We start from the raw sequence: 15,738 nt of genomic DNA, 5'->3' as shown, positions 1-15,738 counted from the left end.
CCTTTCAGCGGCTCTCGCCGCGCCGGAACAGTGTGTAGTGCGGACGCTCCTCCCCAAACAGCCAGTATCGCAGCCAGTCATCGAGGACGACGGCCGCGATGGACACAAAAATCCACAGGATGCTAAACGGGAGGCAAATCTGCCCTTTGTAGTTGAGCAGCATCCCGGAGTAATCCCAAACGCCGAGGCCGAGCCAGACGTTGAGAATCATCCCGGTTGCGAGCTCCGCTCCTGTCACGATGGCCGAGCCGAGGACACCCTGCCAAATGAGCGGGGTGTCCCACTCAAGTAGACCCTCGTTCAGCTCACCGAGAATCAGAAAAAGGAATCCGCCGAGGACGAACATCGTCCAATGGCTATGTCCTCTGAAAAGCACCTCGAGTCCGAAGTATGCAAGCCCTCCGAACACAAAGAGGATGGCAGTTTTACATACAGAGTTCCTTGCCATTTCGGTCCTCCTTAGGCGGAGAGCTTGTTGATGATGGCCACAATCTGCGCCTGCGCTGCGCTGAGGATGCCCTCGACTTCCTTTTCGAGGTCCTCGGGAAGGGTGCATCCGTAATAGATGGAGCCGATAACATTCGGGTCAGTCTCGCGCTTCGCCCACTGGCGCAGCGCATTGCAGTAAGTCGTCTGTTTGGTGACGAAGCTCTTGTATTCGCTGTACAGGGTAATAATGTCTGCCGCGCTGTACATAACGCACTTGCCGCCATCCGGGTGGTAAGGGTATTCTGACGCGCCCAACGTAATGGCCGCAAACATCGAGTCGATGTTCGTCTGGTCGTTTGGCATCAGCGAAAAGTGCTGCGTGCCGCCGGACAGCTCCACGTCGATGCCAGCATAAATAAAGTTCTGGCAGGTTTCGGAGGCGTCGTCCGCCACCTTCTGCGCCAGAGTGGGAAGGTCATTTTTCTTCCATTCGATAGCCATACTGTCCTCCTTACTGGAATGCGCCGCTGACGGCTTCGATGTAGCCACCCTCGCCGGATTCGCCGCGCTCCACGCTGACGCGGAAGTTAAACGCCGCGCCGTTGGTGGTGGTCTTATTCTCAAAGACGATGTTCACGCCTTTTTTTACCTCGGTCGTGGCATCCTGCCAGACCGGGGCCGCGTCCTTGGCGTTGTTCGTGACCTCTGCCTTGAACACAGCGTCATCGGGAATGCTGCCCGTCACCTGAAGCACGGCAACGGTAATGTCGCCCTCAACGGCCAGCGGTTCAGCCAGCGTCACGCTTGCGGCGTGGACGGCCTTGGTAAAGGTCGCGGACGTGCTGACGGTTTCCTTGCCGTCGCTCACCTCAACGGTGATGGTGTGGTTGCCGTTCAGGATTTTCTGGAATCCGGCAGCGCTGGCCGTCTGCTCAAAGGTCAGGGCCGTGCCGCTGGCAACGCCGGTGCGGGTCTTGGTGGTCTTGCCGTCCAGCTTTTCGGTGACGGTCAAGGTGTCGCCGTCGGCATCCCTGACGGTGTACTTCCACGCAAAGGCCGCGTTCTTCTGCCCCAGAGCTGCGCCGTCCGTGCTGACGGTAGGTGCAGTGTTGACACTGACCGTGCCATCGTCAGAGACCACGAGTGTAGAGGGAAGAATGAAAGCGGGGCGAACACCATAGGAGTCGTCGTACCAGTTGTAGTAGGAGCCATCCGAATTGACGTACCAGACGCCGTAGGTGTTGTTGGTGACCGGAGAGCGCAGCCACCAGACGGCAGCGTCGCTGCCATTGTATGCAATACGCTTGCTGTTACCGCCGGAGCTGTTGCCAAAGTATGCCAGCCTCACACCGTCCTTCGGGAAATAGCCGTTGTCGCTGGTCGTCCAACCAACCTCATAACCAGACAGCAGGAACACTTTGGTGCTCAGGCCGTTGGAGCCGGTGGCAAGGCTGCCGCCGGAACCAGTGCCGTTCTGGTACGGGATTCTCACCTGCTTAATAGCCGCCCGGATGTTGCTGTCGATGAGGTTGTAGAACGTTCCGTTCAGGTATGTGTGGATGCTGGAATCCTTGTAGGAGTTATTGTTGCCGAACGTGGATGTGGTGTAGATGTCCTTCATCAGCAGCCACGTTCCATTGCAACTCGAATCATAGGTGCTGGTGTTCGGGTTGCCCTGCTGCACGACAATAAAATCTTTGGACGCGCCGTTGACCTTGATTTTGACAATGCTGCCAACGGCTTTTGTGCCCAGTTTTACGTTTGCCATTGTTACCTCCTTGTTTTCGTTCAGGCCCACGGCATGATCTCCGCAGGCCGCGTGTTCTGCGATACAGAGAGGGACAGGGCTTTGTGCTGCTTCTTGTAGATGCAGCGGCATTGCCTCGCCCGCCGTCTGTCACGCGCGAGTTTGTTCGAGTTGATTTTTCGATGGATAGGGATTTTACAGTCAAGCAATTTTTCGAGCCGGTCAGCGTACTTGCGGCGTAAAGAGTAGGTTTCACCATGGGCGGCATGGGCATCCCATGCAGCAAAGCTCCGAAGGATTTCCTGCTTGGTCACTTCGCCTGCGGGGTATGCCGTCTCCCAATACTTGATCTTGTTCTTCATCCGCTTGGAGCTATCCCGGCGCAGCTTTTGGATGACCGCGCCGGTGTCGGTCAGGTAGCTATGGAATCCCAGAAAATCAATACCGTTCCGCAGCGGGAAAATGGCGGTTTTCTGGTTCAGTTCAAGGCCGTAACTGTCCATGAGCGCCCGCACATCCCGGAGAATGCACTGCAATTTCCGCTTGTCCGAACAGATGATGTAGAAATCATCCATGTATCGGCCATAGTATTTGATGCGGTACTTTTCTTTGATGATGTGGTCGAACTCGTCCAAAAACATGAGGGCGAAAAGCTGGCTCGTCTGGTAGCCCAGCGGCAAGCCGTCCTCCATCACGTCGATGTAGATGCAAAGCAGCTCATAGACACGCGGGTCAACGCCGCGCTTATCCAGCACGGCTTTGAGCTTGCGTTTTAGCTTCCGGTGGTCGATGCTGGCGAAGAAATGCCGCACGTCGCCTTTCAGCACCCAGCCGTCCGCGCCGTGGCCCTCACGGCGGTAATAGTCCACCATGTGGGTTTTCAGGCGCATCAGGCCGTCGTCTGTGCCTTTGCCGGTCTGGCTGGCGTGGCTGTCCCGGATAAAGCTCTTTGTCAGGGCATCATACAGGATGTTATCGACCAGAGCGTGCAGCACCACCTTGTCCACAAATGCGGGGGCGTGTACCATGCGGCGCTTCGGCTCGTAGACGGCAAAGACCTCAAACTTACTTGGCACATAGCGTATCTGCTGCCGGATGCTCCCGTCTGGCTGCCGCACATTGCAGACAGACAGCTTACGGGAGAGCTTTTCCGTGCAAGCCAATGCATGGGATTCATACTCGATTGTTTTGCTCTTGCTGCGTTTTCCCTTCCGGGCTTCGAGGCAGGCTTTGTAAAGCACCTCAAAGCTGCACAGTTCTTCGTATGTCAAAATGACCCTCCGCTGGTTCGCGTTACGGTAGTGGGCTGCATCCGGCAGGGATGGCCCGCCTCAGCGGGATGTATTTATCACTTGCCTGCATCGGCAAGCGACGGGATATAGCCTCCTTTGATGGGCGCACTACTTTTAGCCGGGCTTACTCGTTTCACGGTTCCATCAGAGCGGGGCGAACACCATAGGAGTTGTTGTACCAGTTGTTGTTGTTGGAGCCATCCGAATTGACGTTCCAGACGTTGTTGGTGTTGTTGGTGTTCGGAGAGCGCAGCCACCAGACGGCAGCGTCAGAAAATAAGCTATACCCCTATGCAAAGCGGTCAGCCGCTTGCTTTTTCTTCTTCCGGGTCAGGCGGTGCGAGGGCGGCCCTCAGGGCTTTTACAAGCATGTAAAGCCGTTTCTTTTCTTCCGCCTGCCGGAGGGACTCGGCACGTTCGCGTTCCGACGTCAGCCACTTCATAGCCGGGTATTTCACGTCCGTTACCTTTTTCGTCCAGATTCCGGATTTCTTCACGCTGATAATGCCGTCTTCTGTGCAAAGTTGCAGATATTGCAGCATCAAAGAGCAGCCATCAATGACGTCACCGATTTTCTCAAGGCGCTTGTCATAGTCGGTCTGGAAATTGACGTTGTTTGCTGCGTAGGCATCCAGCAGGATTTGCCGGGCAGTCATGCGAATACCTTCTCCATAAAGCCGGTAGGTGCTTTTGGTAAAGCCTTCCCGGTTTCTCGTATCGAGGGCATGAACGGCAGTTTCGCACACTCTCTGAATGTCCTTGACATCTTCAAGGGCCGCCGCTTTTTGAAAGACCGCCCGCGCATCGCTCCGGCTTATATCGTCGGACACGGTGCGCGTTGCCCGCAGGGTGTAGCGCAGGAGCTCTTTTGCATTACGCCCAACTTTGAACGGTTGTTCAGCCATCAGAACTCCACCCTCGCCTGTTCGGCGTTCCACGCACCTGCCACGGTCAGGCCGTCCAGACTGCCGAACGTGGCAGAGAACGGATTTTTCGTGACGTTCGTGCCGAACTTCAGCTCAATGGCCTTGATGCTGGCGTTCATAGCTGCCACGCTGGCGCGGATGTCGCCGTGGGCGTTGGCTGCTTCGTTATGGGCATCCACCGCCGCGCTGATGCGCTGGTCGGTCTCGGCCTTTTTGTAGCTGTCCACTTCCCACCGCTGGCTCTCGGTCAGGTGGCCGTTTGCATCCAGCGTGGCAATGCCGCCCGGAATGCCGATCTGGTCAGTGCGGACAACATCTTCATCCGGCGCCTTGCCGGGGCCTGCATTAAAAGAACCGTATGCCATTTAGGTTCCCCCTTCCTGTGCATCCGTGTATCTCACGGTGCTTGTAATGTGATACTGTGCAGAAATTTTCTCGGTCGGAGCTTTGGCGGCCCTCAGCCGCAGCTTTCCTTCGAGGCTTTCGGTCGCAATAAAGCCCACCGCACCCGCCACATCGTAAAATTCCGGCAGTACCGTAACATCCACAATGTCGGTAGCCAACAGGCCCGCAATGGGGATGTTACAATAAAAATAGCCGGGGGAGGAATCATCCTCGCCCCAGCCATCGACCGGAATCGTAAAAGACACCGCAGCCGTGACATCCTGCTTTTCGTGCAGGATGTCATCGGTTTCCTCGAATCCGTTTGCCGTTGCTTCGGAAAGGTCTCCGATTGCGGTGTTGCACTGCTTGATGTGGCTGCAAAGCGCGGCAAGCCCTGTGCCCAAAAGCGTTTTAATCTTCGCTTTTGCCATAGAGCTTACCTCCTCATGTCTTAGTCAGCCAGCAGAGCGGCGATCTCCTCTGCGGAGAAGTCCTCCACGTCCTCGTCGTGCAGAACATTCTCCGGCTCGGTGTACACGACGACTTCCTTGCCGTCGATGTTCACATTGCCGTTGGTGGAACTGGCGGCAGTCTTGGTTGCGCCCTCAGAGACACCGGCCAGCTTTTCGCCCTCGGCATCGCTCATAAGGCGCTTGCCAGCCTCGGCGCCCACGAAGTCCGCAGGCTTCTTGCCGCTGTCGGTCAGATTGCCTTCGCCATCCAGCGCAGCAAAGTTGCCGGTGGTGGCACCGGCGACCTTATCGGCCTTGCCGGAGATGCCCACCTCCTCAGGGGTGGGAACATACAGACCATCGTCCTTCAGAACCAGGGCGTTGCCGACAGCAGCGGAAACATTGACCTTGACATCCACCTCATAACCAGCGATGGTAACGGTGGTGGATGCATCCTTGCCAGTGGCCTTGGCCTTATAGGTATCGACCAGAGCGGCCATGCTCAAGAAGGAGTAGGTGCAGGAGTCCGGGTTCTCTCCCTTGACGGCCAGCACCATGACCGGCTTGCCTTCCAGCTTGGGGTCGGTAGCGCCGGGATAGGTGGCAGTGTCGAACTTGAACTTTGCAACAAAGGTGGTCTTGGTCTGGTCGAGGAACAGCTCAGAGGGGAAGTCAACGGAGAATGCAGCGGAGCCGGTCTTGTCAGTGCTGGTGTAGAAGTTCACAGTGTTACCGTCCACAGCCAGAGACTTGATGCGGCGTTGGCGGCGGTCTGAACCGGAGTAAAGGCATCCTTCTTGACGAAGGTCTTCTTGATCTCGGCGGTCAGGTTGCGGATGGTGGTCTTGGTAGAAATCTGCTTAGACATAGTAGTGTCCTCCTAAAATTATTTCAGCATATCAACGATTTCCTGCTGCGTTTCTTCCTCGTTCAGCAGGTCTTCGCTCGTCATAACGGTTTCTTTGCGGACAGTCAGCGCGTTTGCGCTGTCAAAGTCAAGGCCTTCGCCGATGCGGACGGCAATAGCGCCGCTTGCGTCGCGCTTCAAGCCCTGACCGATGCTTACGCTACCGGTTTCACCCGAACCACCTCCTTTCCCGAACAGGGTTACGGTCGCCTGAATATCTGCTTCCGGGATGCGCTGAGCGAAAAATCTGATGAAACCATCATGCGTTTCGCACCCGTTCAGGACGCCCGCTTTGGTCGTAGTATAGAAGCTGCCGGGAGATACAACGCCAACGGGTACAAGCTCGCTGGTGATGTCCGACAGTTCTGCATCATAAATGCACTGGTAGTAATCCATACCGCCAGCGTTTTCGTAATCACCCTCGCTGCGGGCGGGCTTCCACTCGTCCGCCGCAAGAGTGAGTTCGTAGGAGCCATAGTAGCCGCCGCCCGTACCGCCGTCCACCTGCTCCTTGATAAGAGCCTTGACCTGCTCTTCGTTCAGGATTTCCCCGGATTCAGACAGGTTCTTCACGGCAGCGCTGACCGCTGCCGTGATGGTCGCTGCATGGGCATCAGCGGCGGCGTTGTGCTTCTCAATTTCGGCCTTGACCAGCTTCATCAAAGCCTGCATCTGCGGGCTGAGGGCAATTTCGATTTTTGCTTTGTTCGAGATTGCAATAAGGGCAGCAATCTCAATTTCAAAGTCAGCGTTCACGCTGGATGCAGGGACTTCGATTCCACGTTCATCCTGCATGATGAACAGCAGCACTTCGGCATCATCATTCAGGCGGCCATATACGCCGATCTGGTGCATGATGTAGGTGCTTTCTGCTCCGGTAATCTGGATACTGACTTTCCGGGCCGTTTCCTCTCCGTCCTTTACGGTGTCAATCGCAAGGATGGTCAGTTCGTGCGTTTCGCCGCTGACGGTCGTTTCTGCCGACAAGTCGGTTTCAACGATGCCGGTGCCGCTCACGGCGCGGGTGATGGTGAGCGCGCCGCCGGAGAGGGATTCCGACAGGAGCGCGGCACCGGCAGTTGTATAACTGGATTTTTCCCAGCTCATGTTGTCTGTCCTCCAATCTTGATGGTTACGGTTTCGTGCGTGTGCGCAAGCCCGCCGGTGGCGTATGCCTGCGCGGTGATGTTTTTCGGGTGGATGGCTCCGGGCAGCTCAACGGTCGTCCGCATCCGCGCTGCGCTCATAGCACCGGCAGCATAGCCACGAGCCGTGACGGCGCGGGGTTTGATGCTTCCGGGCAGCCGGACGGTGCAAAAAGCAGCCATTCCGCAGGGCGCGGCGGCGACGTAGCACGGTAAATCCGGGATATACGCAAGAACAAATGAAAGTGAAAGATGAGCCGGAATCTTGCGCTTCAAGCACTCCATGACGTCGCTCGGCAAGAAAGTGGAGTTATCTTTTGGGAAGAGCTTCACATAGATTCTGCTATTTTTGAATCCAACGGAGGGCGAGACTCCGGTATATCTAAAAACAATATCTTTTATCTCCGGGGAACCGATGTGGTTTCCTCCGATGAAGTACGAGGCAACGAGCTTGCGCCGCGCTTCGAGGGTGCGTTTTTGGTTCAGAGGGATGCCAAGGAAGGTTTCCATCTGTGCCAGCACATCCGTGTCCATCAGTGATACGAAGTTGTTGTTGACGACAGCGTCCACGCCATCCTCGATTTCATCCAGCCCGCCTCCGGCTGCGCGCCAGATAGCGTCCATCTCGAAAACGTCCCGGTAGAACACCGGGTAGAATGTTTTCAGCTCTTCGTATGCGCTTGGGAACCCGTTAGGATATAGGGTTGGTTTCACTTACTATCACCTCCCCCAAAACAAACACCTCCTCTTTTCCGGCCTCGACGTTCGCCGTCTGGCCGTTGAAGCGGAGGTTTGCGTAGTCCAGTACTCCCAAGAGGCTGTAAATCGTGTTGCCGACCGTGCTGATGCGCAGGGTTGGCGTTTCACTGTCGTCCTTGGTAAGGTTGATGCTCTTGATTTGAGCCTTTAGGGCCGTCTGTGCTGCGCTCTTGACGCTGGCAAGGTCCCCTCCCTTTGCGAGCGTAACGGAAAAAGAGATGTTGACCCTTTTCGCCGTGGCAGAAGTCGCGGTGAAGTGCGCGCCAATGTTGGCTTGTCCCTCGCCGAGGCCGGTCCCGCCCGGGTCGATGTACTCCTGTACGCGCTGCACAACAGCCTCAGACGCCGGGCCTCCCTCCGTGTCAATGAGGACGCCCTTGACCGTGTTCTCCCCTGCCCAAAGGGGAACGATGCGCGCGCGGCCGACGCCAGAGATGCTCTCGCACCACGTTTTGTAATGCTGCTGGTTTCCGTTTTCTGCCGGTCCGGCGATTTTCTCCTGTACACGTTTGCGGAGGCTCTCGTCGTTCTCATCGTCTGCGCCCGGTTCTAGTTCCTCGACGATGGAGCAGGCCGTGAGGCTCCGCTGTGTGTCGGTCGGCACAACAGATGTTCCGACCGGGATGTCGTTTGCCTCCGTTCCTGCTTTCTCCGCTTCGATGTAGATGCCGAGGGCGTCATCCTGTGCCAGCACAAAATACTGGCCGTTGCAGAAGAAGCGCGTCCCGAGCTCCGGGAGCTCCCCGTCGTACTTGATGCGGTACTTTGCCGTCGCGGCTGCCTGCCGGTAAACGGCGTATTCCTCTGCCTTGAGCGTCAGGTAATCGCCGGTCGCCGTCACCAGAAACACCATCTCGAACACCTGTTCGAGGTCTGCATAGTATTTGGCAATTTTGAAAGCGATGCCTGCGACAGCATCGTAGAAGATGCTGCCCTGCCGGAGGTCGATTCCGTCCGGCGCGCGGCTCAAAATCTCCTCCAAAACCTTGTCGTAGGTCTGGGCTTCAAACACTCTATATCACCTCCTCGACCTCTGTGGTCCCGTAAATAGTGTCCGCCGTGAAGTGGACGTTGCAGGAATCCTCGTTGAACTCAAACTCAAAGTCATATACTTTAAGAATCCGGCCGTCGCAGAGGAGTGCATCCTCCACAAGTCTCGGGATTTCCGCCCTGATAAGCTCCTCTGTCGCGCTCTCGTCCGTGACAGTGTCCTTGATTTCGCTGCCGTACTGGTTGTCGTAGACGAGGCAGTGGAAACGTGGAGTGAGGAGTGCTTTCAAAATAAACTGGTTGACGGCTTCGAGGCCGTCAACCTTTCCGACGATGCGCCCGGTATCGAGGTCGAGCTTGTAGGTGAGCGACGGCTGCTCTTTCTCCTCCTCGATGCCGGAAATGGGAATGGGAACAAATACTCTGCTCATACGATAGCCCTCTCAAGAGCGTAGTAACTCTTACCGTCGTTGAAGCGGAGAAGGTAGACAGATTCGCCCGTCTTGAGCGCATTGTAAACGGTCAGCAGACCGCTCTCGATGGAAAAGGTTTTCAGCGAGTGGATGTGTGCGCTCTCCTTGCTGCTCTCGACCTTGTGATAGTCTCCAACAGGCTTATCCTTTTCGCCCTCGACCGGGCAGCCGACGATACCGCTTACCCGTCCGCCTCTCGAATCGTTCAGCTGAAACTTGTGGCCGTGCGCTCCGCCAACATGAGTGTTGCTGTCGATTTTGCCATCCGCGAGGGCGATGTCTACTTTCACTTGATAGTCGGTCAGGTTCCGAGGGACAAGGAGCGCGCTGCCTGAGATTTCGAGCTTTTCGTCGTTCTCTATCTGGATGGTGAGCGGGCTCTCTTTCGTGACTGTACCGACAACGATGTCGCCGTTTTTCGGAATTATGGATAGAAAGAGCTGCTTTAGGCTCGTTGCTTCTTCCGGGTTCATGTGCATCTCCTCCTATCCGATTTGGCTGGCGTCCACCCATCCATAGACCGTGCTCTGCTTGTCCGTGTGGATGATGTGGTACGGGTGTTTTGCGTTCTTGCTCTTGGCGATGGCAGTGATTTTCGCCGGTCCCGCTTTCGGGCTGTTGGTCGGAGACGTCGCGGTGGACGCAACGTACTGGGGACCGCCCGAAAATTGGACCTTATCGCCGACGGAGTGCGAGGTCGAGCTCTTTTCATCGCTAGCCTTTGCGCTCCGCTCGGTGTCTGTTGCCATGTTCAAGGTAAGGCGCATCGAATGGTAGTTGCCCTTGAATGTGTGGGTATCTTCGTCTACATAGTAACTGTTCGAGATGCCGAGCGGCCTGATGATGATGCACAGGCCGACGCCAGAAATGACGTTTGCCTGCCCGAGGCCCTCGATTGTCAGCGTTTTGCTGGGGAGCTTCTGCTCTGCGAGCATGGATTCAGCCATGTCCGCGAGGTTTGCCTCCTCGGTGTTGCTGTCGGGCGTGGAAATGTCCTGCATGATGCCGATGGTCTTTTCGAGCTCCGTGTCCGCCTTTTCGGCAAGCACTTTGTCCTCCTTAGACAGCAGCTTTATGCGGGTTTTCACCTTCTCGATGCTGCAAGTGTAGTCGTAGCTTATAAGGTTCCGGCCGGTTTCCACCACCCATTGCAGGATGCTGTCTTTCCGCTTTATCAAGCTCAGTTTCCCGTCGGCTGACGTCACATAATGCCTGATGCCGGTGGCCTTAAATGTGAGGCTCAAGGCGTCCAAAATAACGTCGCAGGCTGTCGTTTTGGCCTTTGGCAGCTCCGAGATGACATAGCCGGTGTCGGCCACATCCTTGTACGGAATCTGGAATCGGTCGCAGCAGTCCTTGAAGATTTCGGACGCCTTTTTCTGCTTGTAGCAAAAGCTGTCTTTGTTGTTCGACAGGTAGATACCCACGTCGTAGGCCTTGATGGTCATGGTCTTTTTCGTGCTCTGCCTCTGCTGCATGATGATGCCGCGAAACAGCTCTGCGCCCTCCCAATAAAAAACACAGTGGTTTCCCTTGGTGACATCAATGCCGGAACGGGCGTGTTTCCAGCCGTCATCGTCGATAAGCGATACAGAAAGAGTGCGCGCCGGGGAGCCCTTTCGGCCGCTCCATGTCGCGCTCTCCACCAGCTCGCTCATGTCGTAGGTGGTCTCGCCTTTTGTGACGAGGAATGTAATCTTGCCCATTGCCTCACCTCACGGGAGCTGCAACACCTGTCCGGGATAAATCAAATTCGGGTTTTTGAGCTTATCCTTGTTCAGGGAATAGATTTCGTTGTACCGGCCTCCGTCGCCGAGGGTCGATTTCGAGATGTTGTAGAGGCAGTCTCCGGGCTTGACCGTGTAGGTTTTCGCCTGCACTCGGTTGTCTGTCCGGGTGGAGCCGCCGGAGACGGTCGCGGTTCCGGTAGAGCTGACTTTGACCTGCCGGATTCTGACCTCTCTGTACTCCTTGAGCTTGATTTTGTAGTAGATGCTCCCGGGGTCGCCGCCTTTTCTGTAAGGCTGCAAGCTCTGGATAGCCGCGTAGAAGTTTACGCGCGTTCCGGTCAGGATGAGGTGCACCGGCTTCGCACTGATTTTCCACTCGAAAAGCCGCTGTATCATCGCATCCGGTGACGACAGCATAAATGGCGTCTGGATGCCCGGAAAATACGCGGCCGGAAAAAAGCTGTCCCACGATACCTCCACGGCCGCCCGGTCCTGCAAAACGAGGATTTCGCCGAGGCCACTGATGGTGACGCTCGTGTTCTTCGTCCCGTGAGTGACGTCGAACTTCGTCGGCAGAACGGGAAAGCGCAGTTTCTCGCGCTCTCCGTTGTGCGTAATCCAGAGCTGCATACTGCTCTCAAAAATCATAGGCAAGGTCTCCTTCCTCGAAGATTTCGCCCTTGATGATGCTCATAAGGACCGGCTTTGCATGGCGCGTCAGAATGTCGAGGACGGATTCCTCATTCATGCCGCCGACGTCGATGGAGCCGCTGCCGTTGATTTCGATGATAATGCGCTTGACAGTCTCGCCAATGCTGGGCGCGTCCGAGGAGGAGGCCGGGGCCTCCTGCTGCGCGTCGCTGGTGGCCGGGGCAGTCGTGTTGACCGGGGCCTCCTCTGCGGGTGCAGCCTCCTCCGTAGTCTGCGCCTGCACCTCCGGTTCGACGTACTCAATGCCGGTGGGCTGCGCATCAGAGCCCTGCCCGTCAGCTGTCAGGTAAGAATACTCCTTGACGGCCTCCATGCCCTCCGGCAGGTCGTTCTCCGGGAGCGGACTTGCCGTTGGCTCCGGCGCGGTGTCGTCCGGGGCGTTTTCCGTGCTGTTCACGGCCGCGAGGATTCTTTCGGTCTCCTGCGTGGGGAACACCTCGGACCCACGCGCGCCGATGATAAGCTCGGGGCCCGCCTCACCGGCGATGTAGACGTCCTCCTGTGCGGACAGAGTACCGTTCGCGTGACCGGCGACTGTCGTGGTGGTTGGCGTCGTGGTCGGCGCAGTTTTCAGGTGGGAGGCGGCTGCGTTCGCAACGGCCTCCGCTGCGCTCCCGGCCTCGCCGGTCATGGAGCGGATTGCATCACAGTAGGCCTTGATGGTATCCTGTGCCGCTTTCTGGGCCTCGTCGGTCATCTCCATGTTTTGAACCGTCTTGGACATCCGGGTCTCGATTTCGCCCATCTTCTCGTCGAAGTCGGTTTCCATCTTGGCGACGTTGTCCGCGAAGGTGTCCTTTGCCTTTTCGGTCTCCTCAAACTTGGAGTTAAACTCGGTGACGAACTTGGAGGCCGCTGCGGGCATACCCTCAGTGCTGCCTCCCAGTTTCTCGATGTTCTGGATGATGGCGTTGATGTAGCCAGCGCTTTCCTCGCTGCCGTCGCTCAACGACTTAATCAGGCCGTCATCGAGGCCGTATTCTGCGGCCTTTTTGAGGTTTTCAGAGTAGAGGTTGAGGTAGTCCGTCTGGCTCTGCATGGCCTTTTCCATGTCGCTGATGGACAGCTCAGACGAGGTTTTCATCGTGTCAAACAGACCGATTTGCCCCTCGATGCTCGTCCGGGCCGATTCATACGCCTTGTCATAGGCCGCTGTGAGGTTATCGAGCTCTGTCTGTGCCGTGCTGACGGCCGCGCTTACAGCCTCCTCATAGCTGACAGTCTGGTTCTGCGAATCCTCGACCGCCTGCGCGACGCCGCGCCACTCGCCCTCGATGTCGGAGAGGGTCTGCTGGTTCTCGTCGTAGGCAGATTGCAGCTCCTCGAGGGATTTCTTGTACTCGTCGATGTCGGAAGTCCACGCCACCCACGGACTGTCCTCCATCCAAAAGCCGCTGCCGCTGACCCAGTCGCCGGTGACGTCGTCCTGCCTCATGCCGCGCCGCTGACGCTCCGCGTCGAGGTTGGCCTCCGCCTCCGCGATTTGCTGTTCGAGGCTGCTCTGCTCTTTCAGCAGGTCAACATAGGTCTGCTGCTGCTCTGCCTTATACTCCGAATCAGCCTGCGCCTTTGCAGCTTTCTTGATAGCCTCGACGGTCGCGTCCACACTCTCGGTAACGCCGTCGTAGGTCAGGCCGAGACCCGGGACGTCTGCGTTGAGCTGGTCGATGATGGCTTTCATCTCCGTGTAGCTCGCGGTGGTCTGCGTGTTCTGCGAGGCCAGCTCCCCGAGCCGCTGGGTCAGAGCCAGTGTGCCGAGCTCTTGGTCCTTTATGCTCGAGGTGGAGCTGTTGTAGGCGTCCATGACCTTGTTGTGGCTCTCGACGAGGCCGTCGCACTCCGCCACAAACTCCTTGACGGTCTGCCGGTTGGTTTCAAACTCGTCGTTGAGCTGGTCGAGCTGGTAACGCAGGCTGTTGGCCGCGTCGGAGTTCTCGCCGTACTGCTCACAGGCTGCATTGTACTGGTCGTTCAGCCTCTGCAGCTCGTCGTACTGGTCACGGCAGGTGGCCGTCATGCCCTCGTACTCGTCGCTCTGCGTAATCAGCACTCCGGTCAGGGTGACAGCCGCTGCTGTAACAGCAACGATGCCTGCTGCCGCGAGGACGTAAGGGTTAGCCGCCAAAGTCGCGGTGAATGCCTCCGTCACGAACTTCGCAGCCGTGGTTGCGAGGTTGTAGGCAGCCAGCGCGCCCGTGAATCCGCCAACACCGACCGCAATGGCCGAAATGGCCGCCACGACGGCCGGGTGCTCGTCCACAAAATCACTCATGCCCGCAAATACGTTGGTGAATCCTTCGTATACCTGCGTGAGCGCGGGGTTGAGCACATCGCCGACAGAGATTTTCAGGTTGTTGAACGCATTCTCCATCCGCTGCTTGCTCTTGTCGGTCGTGTCCGCCATCGTGGAGTATGCCTTTTCGGTTGCTCCTGCACTGGTACGCATGGAATCGAGCACACTGTTGTACTTGTCTGCTCCTGCGTTGAACAGGGACAGTGCGCCGATACCGGCCTCCGTGGAGCTCCACAGGGCATTGAATGCCGTGCTGTCTCCGTCTACCGCGTCGCCAAGCATAGACATAACATCGCCGAGGGAATAGCCCTGTTCCATGAGCTGCGCAAAGGTCTTGCCAGTGGAGTTCAGCAGGACCTCAGAAACGTCGCTGCCGGTGTCGCCGAGCTCTGACAGCATCGACTTGAGGTAGGTGCCGGATTCTGCGGTAGCAATACCGTTGGCGGTTAGGACAGCGTAAGCCGAGCTAAGATTGTCCATCTGGACGTTGTACGCAGACGCCAGAGGAATGACCTTGCCGACGCTCTGCGCCAGTTGGTCCACGCTCGTTTTGCCGAGGTTCTGGGTGGTGATAAGGTAGTCGGAAAGCTGCGTTGCATCCGACGCCGCGAGACCGTAGGAATTGATGGCCGTTGTCAGAACGTCAACAGCCGTGGTCGCCGACGTAAAACCGCCGACGGCCAGCTTGGTCGCGGTTCCCGCAAAGGCCGCAGCGTCCGCCGTGTTGACGCTGGCAGAGATGGCCTGATAGGTCGCCTCCGCCATGTCGCTGGCCGCCTCGCCGGTCTCGTTGGAGTATGTGCGCACCTCTTTCGAGATGCTGCTCAAGGATTTCTGGCTCGTATCCGCGATGGTAGCAACCATTGCAGTGGAGGTCTCGAACTGTGCGGCCGCTTCGGAGCAGTCAAAAAAGCCGTTCTTAATCTCGTTCAGAGTGGCGGCTATTCCGGCCGACGCAAGGACGCCTTGCAGCTCCTTGATGCCGTCGCGGCCCTTTTTGCTCGATTCCTCGCTCTGCTTGCCAGTTTCCTCGGACTTATCACCGAACTTCTCGACCTCCTCCGAGGCTTTACGGGCTGCCTCCGCTGCCTCGTCGAGGTTCTTCTCGGTCTCGGTCGTTTTCTCGGACAGGATGCCGGTAGAATTTGCCGCCTGCCCGGTGGCCTTTTCATAGTCCCCGATGGCCGAGGACAGGTCATCGACGGAATCAGCAGTAGCGTCGGTGCTCTTGGCGGTCTGAGCGGCCGTGCGGGAGACTTTGCTCAACGCTCCGTCTGCCGCCGTGCCGGTGTTCTCAAACGCTTCAAGAGCCCGTTCGCCGCTCTGCGTCATCTCGTTGAACTTGGAGGAGATTTCGTCGATGGCCTTGAATACGACTTTCAGCGTTGCCATGTCGGTCCTCCTATCGCCCTATAGGGACGAGCTTCATGGTATCTCTTCTGCACGGGCGCGCGCTTTCCTCCTCCTCGGAGGCGATGTAAAAGAGCTTCTGTCTCCGGC

At 57.2% G+C, this 15,738-nt stretch carries 17 protein-coding genes and 1 pseudogene; all 18 read right to left on the bottom strand.

The genetic code is table 11. From position 1 onward, the window contains the following. Nucleotides 1-4: 4 nt before the first annotated feature. Entirely contained in the window at nucleotides 5-448 is a 444-nt protein-coding gene (locus tag ACGHP1_RS04640; protein ID WP_390508057.1) for a hypothetical protein, read from the bottom strand. 11 nt (nucleotides 449-459) lie between these two features. After that, nucleotides 460-930, bottom strand: a complete 471-nt coding sequence (locus ACGHP1_RS04635) for a hypothetical protein (protein ID WP_390508054.1) — start codon at nucleotides 928-930, stop codon at nucleotides 460-462. Nucleotides 931-940: 10 nt separating this feature from the next. Then, complete coding sequence (locus ACGHP1_RS04630; RefSeq protein ID WP_390556611.1) at nucleotides 941-2,197, bottom strand: DUF6273 domain-containing protein; 1,257 nt, start codon at nucleotides 2,195-2,197, stop codon at nucleotides 941-943. Between the two features lie 20 nt (nucleotides 2,198-2,217). Further along, complete coding sequence (locus ACGHP1_RS04625) at nucleotides 2,218-3,447, bottom strand: reverse transcriptase/maturase family protein (RefSeq protein WP_390556609.1); 1,230 nt, start codon at nucleotides 3,445-3,447, stop codon at nucleotides 2,218-2,220. A gap of 154 nt (nucleotides 3,448-3,601) precedes the next feature. Beyond that, nucleotides 3,602-3,724: pseudogene (locus ACGHP1_RS04620) on the bottom strand (DUF6273 domain-containing protein); the annotation flags it as partial. 46 nt (nucleotides 3,725-3,770) lie between these two features. Further along, nucleotides 3,771-4,373 carry a hypothetical protein gene (locus ACGHP1_RS04615; RefSeq protein ID WP_390508404.1) on the bottom strand — a complete coding sequence of 201 codons (603 nt, stop codon included), beginning with the start codon at nucleotides 4,371-4,373 and terminating at the stop codon, nucleotides 3,771-3,773. Next, a complete protein-coding gene (locus ACGHP1_RS04610) occupies nucleotides 4,373-4,759 on the bottom strand; it encodes a hypothetical protein (protein WP_390508044.1) in 387 nt (128 codons plus the stop codon). The genes ACGHP1_RS04615 and ACGHP1_RS04610 overlap by 1 nt, the downstream gene beginning before the upstream one ends. Then, nucleotides 4,760-5,209: a hypothetical protein gene (locus tag ACGHP1_RS04605; RefSeq protein WP_390508041.1), complete on the bottom strand. Its 450-nt coding sequence runs from the start codon at nucleotides 5,207-5,209 to the stop codon at nucleotides 4,760-4,762. 20 nt (nucleotides 5,210-5,229) lie between these two features. Then, nucleotides 5,230-5,955, bottom strand: coding sequence for a hypothetical protein (locus ACGHP1_RS04600; RefSeq protein ID WP_390508039.1), 726 nt, complete (start codon nucleotides 5,953-5,955; stop codon nucleotides 5,230-5,232). Then, nucleotides 5,952-6,098, bottom strand: a complete 147-nt coding sequence (locus ACGHP1_RS04595) for a hypothetical protein (protein ID WP_390508036.1) — start codon at nucleotides 6,096-6,098, stop codon at nucleotides 5,952-5,954. The genes ACGHP1_RS04600 and ACGHP1_RS04595 overlap by 4 nt, the downstream gene beginning before the upstream one ends. 18 nt (nucleotides 6,099-6,116) lie before the next feature. Continuing rightward, the gene (locus tag ACGHP1_RS04590) at nucleotides 6,117-7,244 is read right to left on the bottom strand and encodes a hypothetical protein (protein WP_390508033.1); all 1,128 of its coding nucleotides are present in this window, start codon (nucleotides 7,242-7,244) and stop codon (nucleotides 6,117-6,119) included. Continuing rightward, the gene (locus ACGHP1_RS04585) at nucleotides 7,241-7,906 is read right to left on the bottom strand and encodes a hypothetical protein (RefSeq protein ID WP_390508030.1); all 666 of its coding nucleotides are present in this window, start codon (nucleotides 7,904-7,906) and stop codon (nucleotides 7,241-7,243) included. Before ACGHP1_RS04585 ends, ACGHP1_RS04590 begins: the two co-directional genes overlap by 4 nt. Before the next feature lie 67 nt (nucleotides 7,907-7,973). Further along, nucleotides 7,974-9,053 carry a baseplate J/gp47 family protein gene (locus ACGHP1_RS04580; protein ID WP_390508027.1) on the bottom strand — a complete coding sequence of 360 codons (1,080 nt, stop codon included), beginning with the start codon at nucleotides 9,051-9,053 and terminating at the stop codon, nucleotides 7,974-7,976. Nucleotide 9,054: 1 nt separating this feature from the next. Further along, on the bottom strand, nucleotides 9,055-9,462 hold the full coding sequence (locus ACGHP1_RS04575) for a DUF2634 domain-containing protein (RefSeq protein ID WP_296966518.1): 408 nt from the start codon (nucleotides 9,460-9,462) through the stop codon (nucleotides 9,055-9,057). Then, on the bottom strand, nucleotides 9,459-9,977 hold the full coding sequence (locus ACGHP1_RS04570) for a DUF2577 family protein (protein WP_390508024.1): 519 nt from the start codon (nucleotides 9,975-9,977) through the stop codon (nucleotides 9,459-9,461). Before ACGHP1_RS04570 ends, ACGHP1_RS04575 begins: the two co-directional genes overlap by 4 nt. Before the next feature lie 12 nt (nucleotides 9,978-9,989). Continuing rightward, nucleotides 9,990-11,210 carry a hypothetical protein gene (locus ACGHP1_RS04565; RefSeq protein ID WP_390508022.1) on the bottom strand — a complete coding sequence of 407 codons (1,221 nt, stop codon included), beginning with the start codon at nucleotides 11,208-11,210 and terminating at the stop codon, nucleotides 9,990-9,992. 9 nt (nucleotides 11,211-11,219) lie between these two features. Beyond that, nucleotides 11,220-11,882 carry a LysM peptidoglycan-binding domain-containing protein gene (locus tag ACGHP1_RS04560; RefSeq protein ID WP_117535140.1) on the bottom strand — a complete coding sequence of 221 codons (663 nt, stop codon included), beginning with the start codon at nucleotides 11,880-11,882 and terminating at the stop codon, nucleotides 11,220-11,222. After that, the gene (locus ACGHP1_RS04555; RefSeq protein WP_390508019.1) at nucleotides 11,872-15,630 is read right to left on the bottom strand and encodes a phage tail tape measure protein; all 3,759 of its coding nucleotides are present in this window, start codon (nucleotides 15,628-15,630) and stop codon (nucleotides 11,872-11,874) included. Before ACGHP1_RS04555 ends, ACGHP1_RS04560 begins: the two co-directional genes overlap by 11 nt. Between the last annotated feature and the right edge of the window lie 108 nt (nucleotides 15,631-15,738).

Origin of the sequence: Faecalibacterium sp. i21-0019-B1 (genome assembly GCF_042852915.1) — a bacterium.
In the GTDB taxonomy this organism is placed as follows: Bacteria; Bacillota; Clostridia; order Oscillospirales; family Ruminococcaceae; genus Faecalibacterium; species Faecalibacterium taiwanense.
Note: the sequence above shows the minus strand (reverse complement) of the source record. Positions and strands in the feature narration are given on the sequence as shown.

Bases quoted from the DNA above. Each gene is read 5' to 3' on its own strand.
- ACGHP1_RS04595 (WP_390508036.1), bottom strand. From the start codon at position 6,098: ATGTCTAAGCAGATTTCTACCAAGACCACCATCCGCAACCTGACCGCC.
- ACGHP1_RS04585 (WP_390508030.1), bottom strand. From the start codon at position 7,906: ATGGACGCTATCTGGCGCGCAGCCGGAGGCGGGCTGGATGAAATCGAG.
- ACGHP1_RS04575 (WP_296966518.1), bottom strand. From the start codon at position 9,462: ATGAGCAGAGTATTTGTTCCCATTCCCATTTCCGGCATCGAGGAGGAG.
- ACGHP1_RS04590 (WP_390508033.1), bottom strand. From the start codon at position 7,244: ATGAGCTGGGAAAAATCCAGTTATACAACTGCCGGTGCCGCGCTCCTG.
- ACGHP1_RS04610 (WP_390508044.1), bottom strand. From the start codon at position 4,759: ATGGCATACGGTTCTTTTAATGCAGGCCCCGGCAAGGCGCCGGATGAA.
- ACGHP1_RS04565 (WP_390508022.1), bottom strand. From the start codon at position 11,210: ATGGGCAAGATTACATTCCTCGTCACAAAAGGCGAGACCACCTACGAC.
- ACGHP1_RS04560 (WP_117535140.1), bottom strand. From the start codon at position 11,882: ATGATTTTTGAGAGCAGTATGCAGCTCTGGATTACGCACAACGGAGAG.
- ACGHP1_RS04640 (WP_390508057.1), bottom strand. From the start codon at position 448: ATGGCAAGGAACTCTGTATGTAAAACTGCCATCCTCTTTGTGTTCGGA.
- ACGHP1_RS04605 (WP_390508041.1), bottom strand. From the start codon at position 5,209: ATGGCAAAAGCGAAGATTAAAACGCTTTTGGGCACAGGGCTTGCCGCG.
- ACGHP1_RS04635 (WP_390508054.1), bottom strand. From the start codon at position 930: ATGGCTATCGAATGGAAGAAAAATGACCTTCCCACTCTGGCGCAGAAG.
- ACGHP1_RS04570 (WP_390508024.1), bottom strand. From the start codon at position 9,977: ATGAACCCGGAAGAAGCAACGAGCCTAAAGCAGCTCTTTCTATCCATA.
- ACGHP1_RS04615 (WP_390508404.1), bottom strand. From the start codon at position 4,373: ATGGCTGAACAACCGTTCAAAGTTGGGCGTAATGCAAAAGAGCTCCTG.
- ACGHP1_RS04555 (WP_390508019.1), bottom strand. From the start codon at position 15,630: ATGGCAACGCTGAAAGTCGTATTCAAGGCCATCGACGAAATCTCCTCC.
- ACGHP1_RS04630 (WP_390556611.1), bottom strand. From the start codon at position 2,197: ATGGCAAACGTAAAACTGGGCACAAAAGCCGTTGGCAGCATTGTCAAA.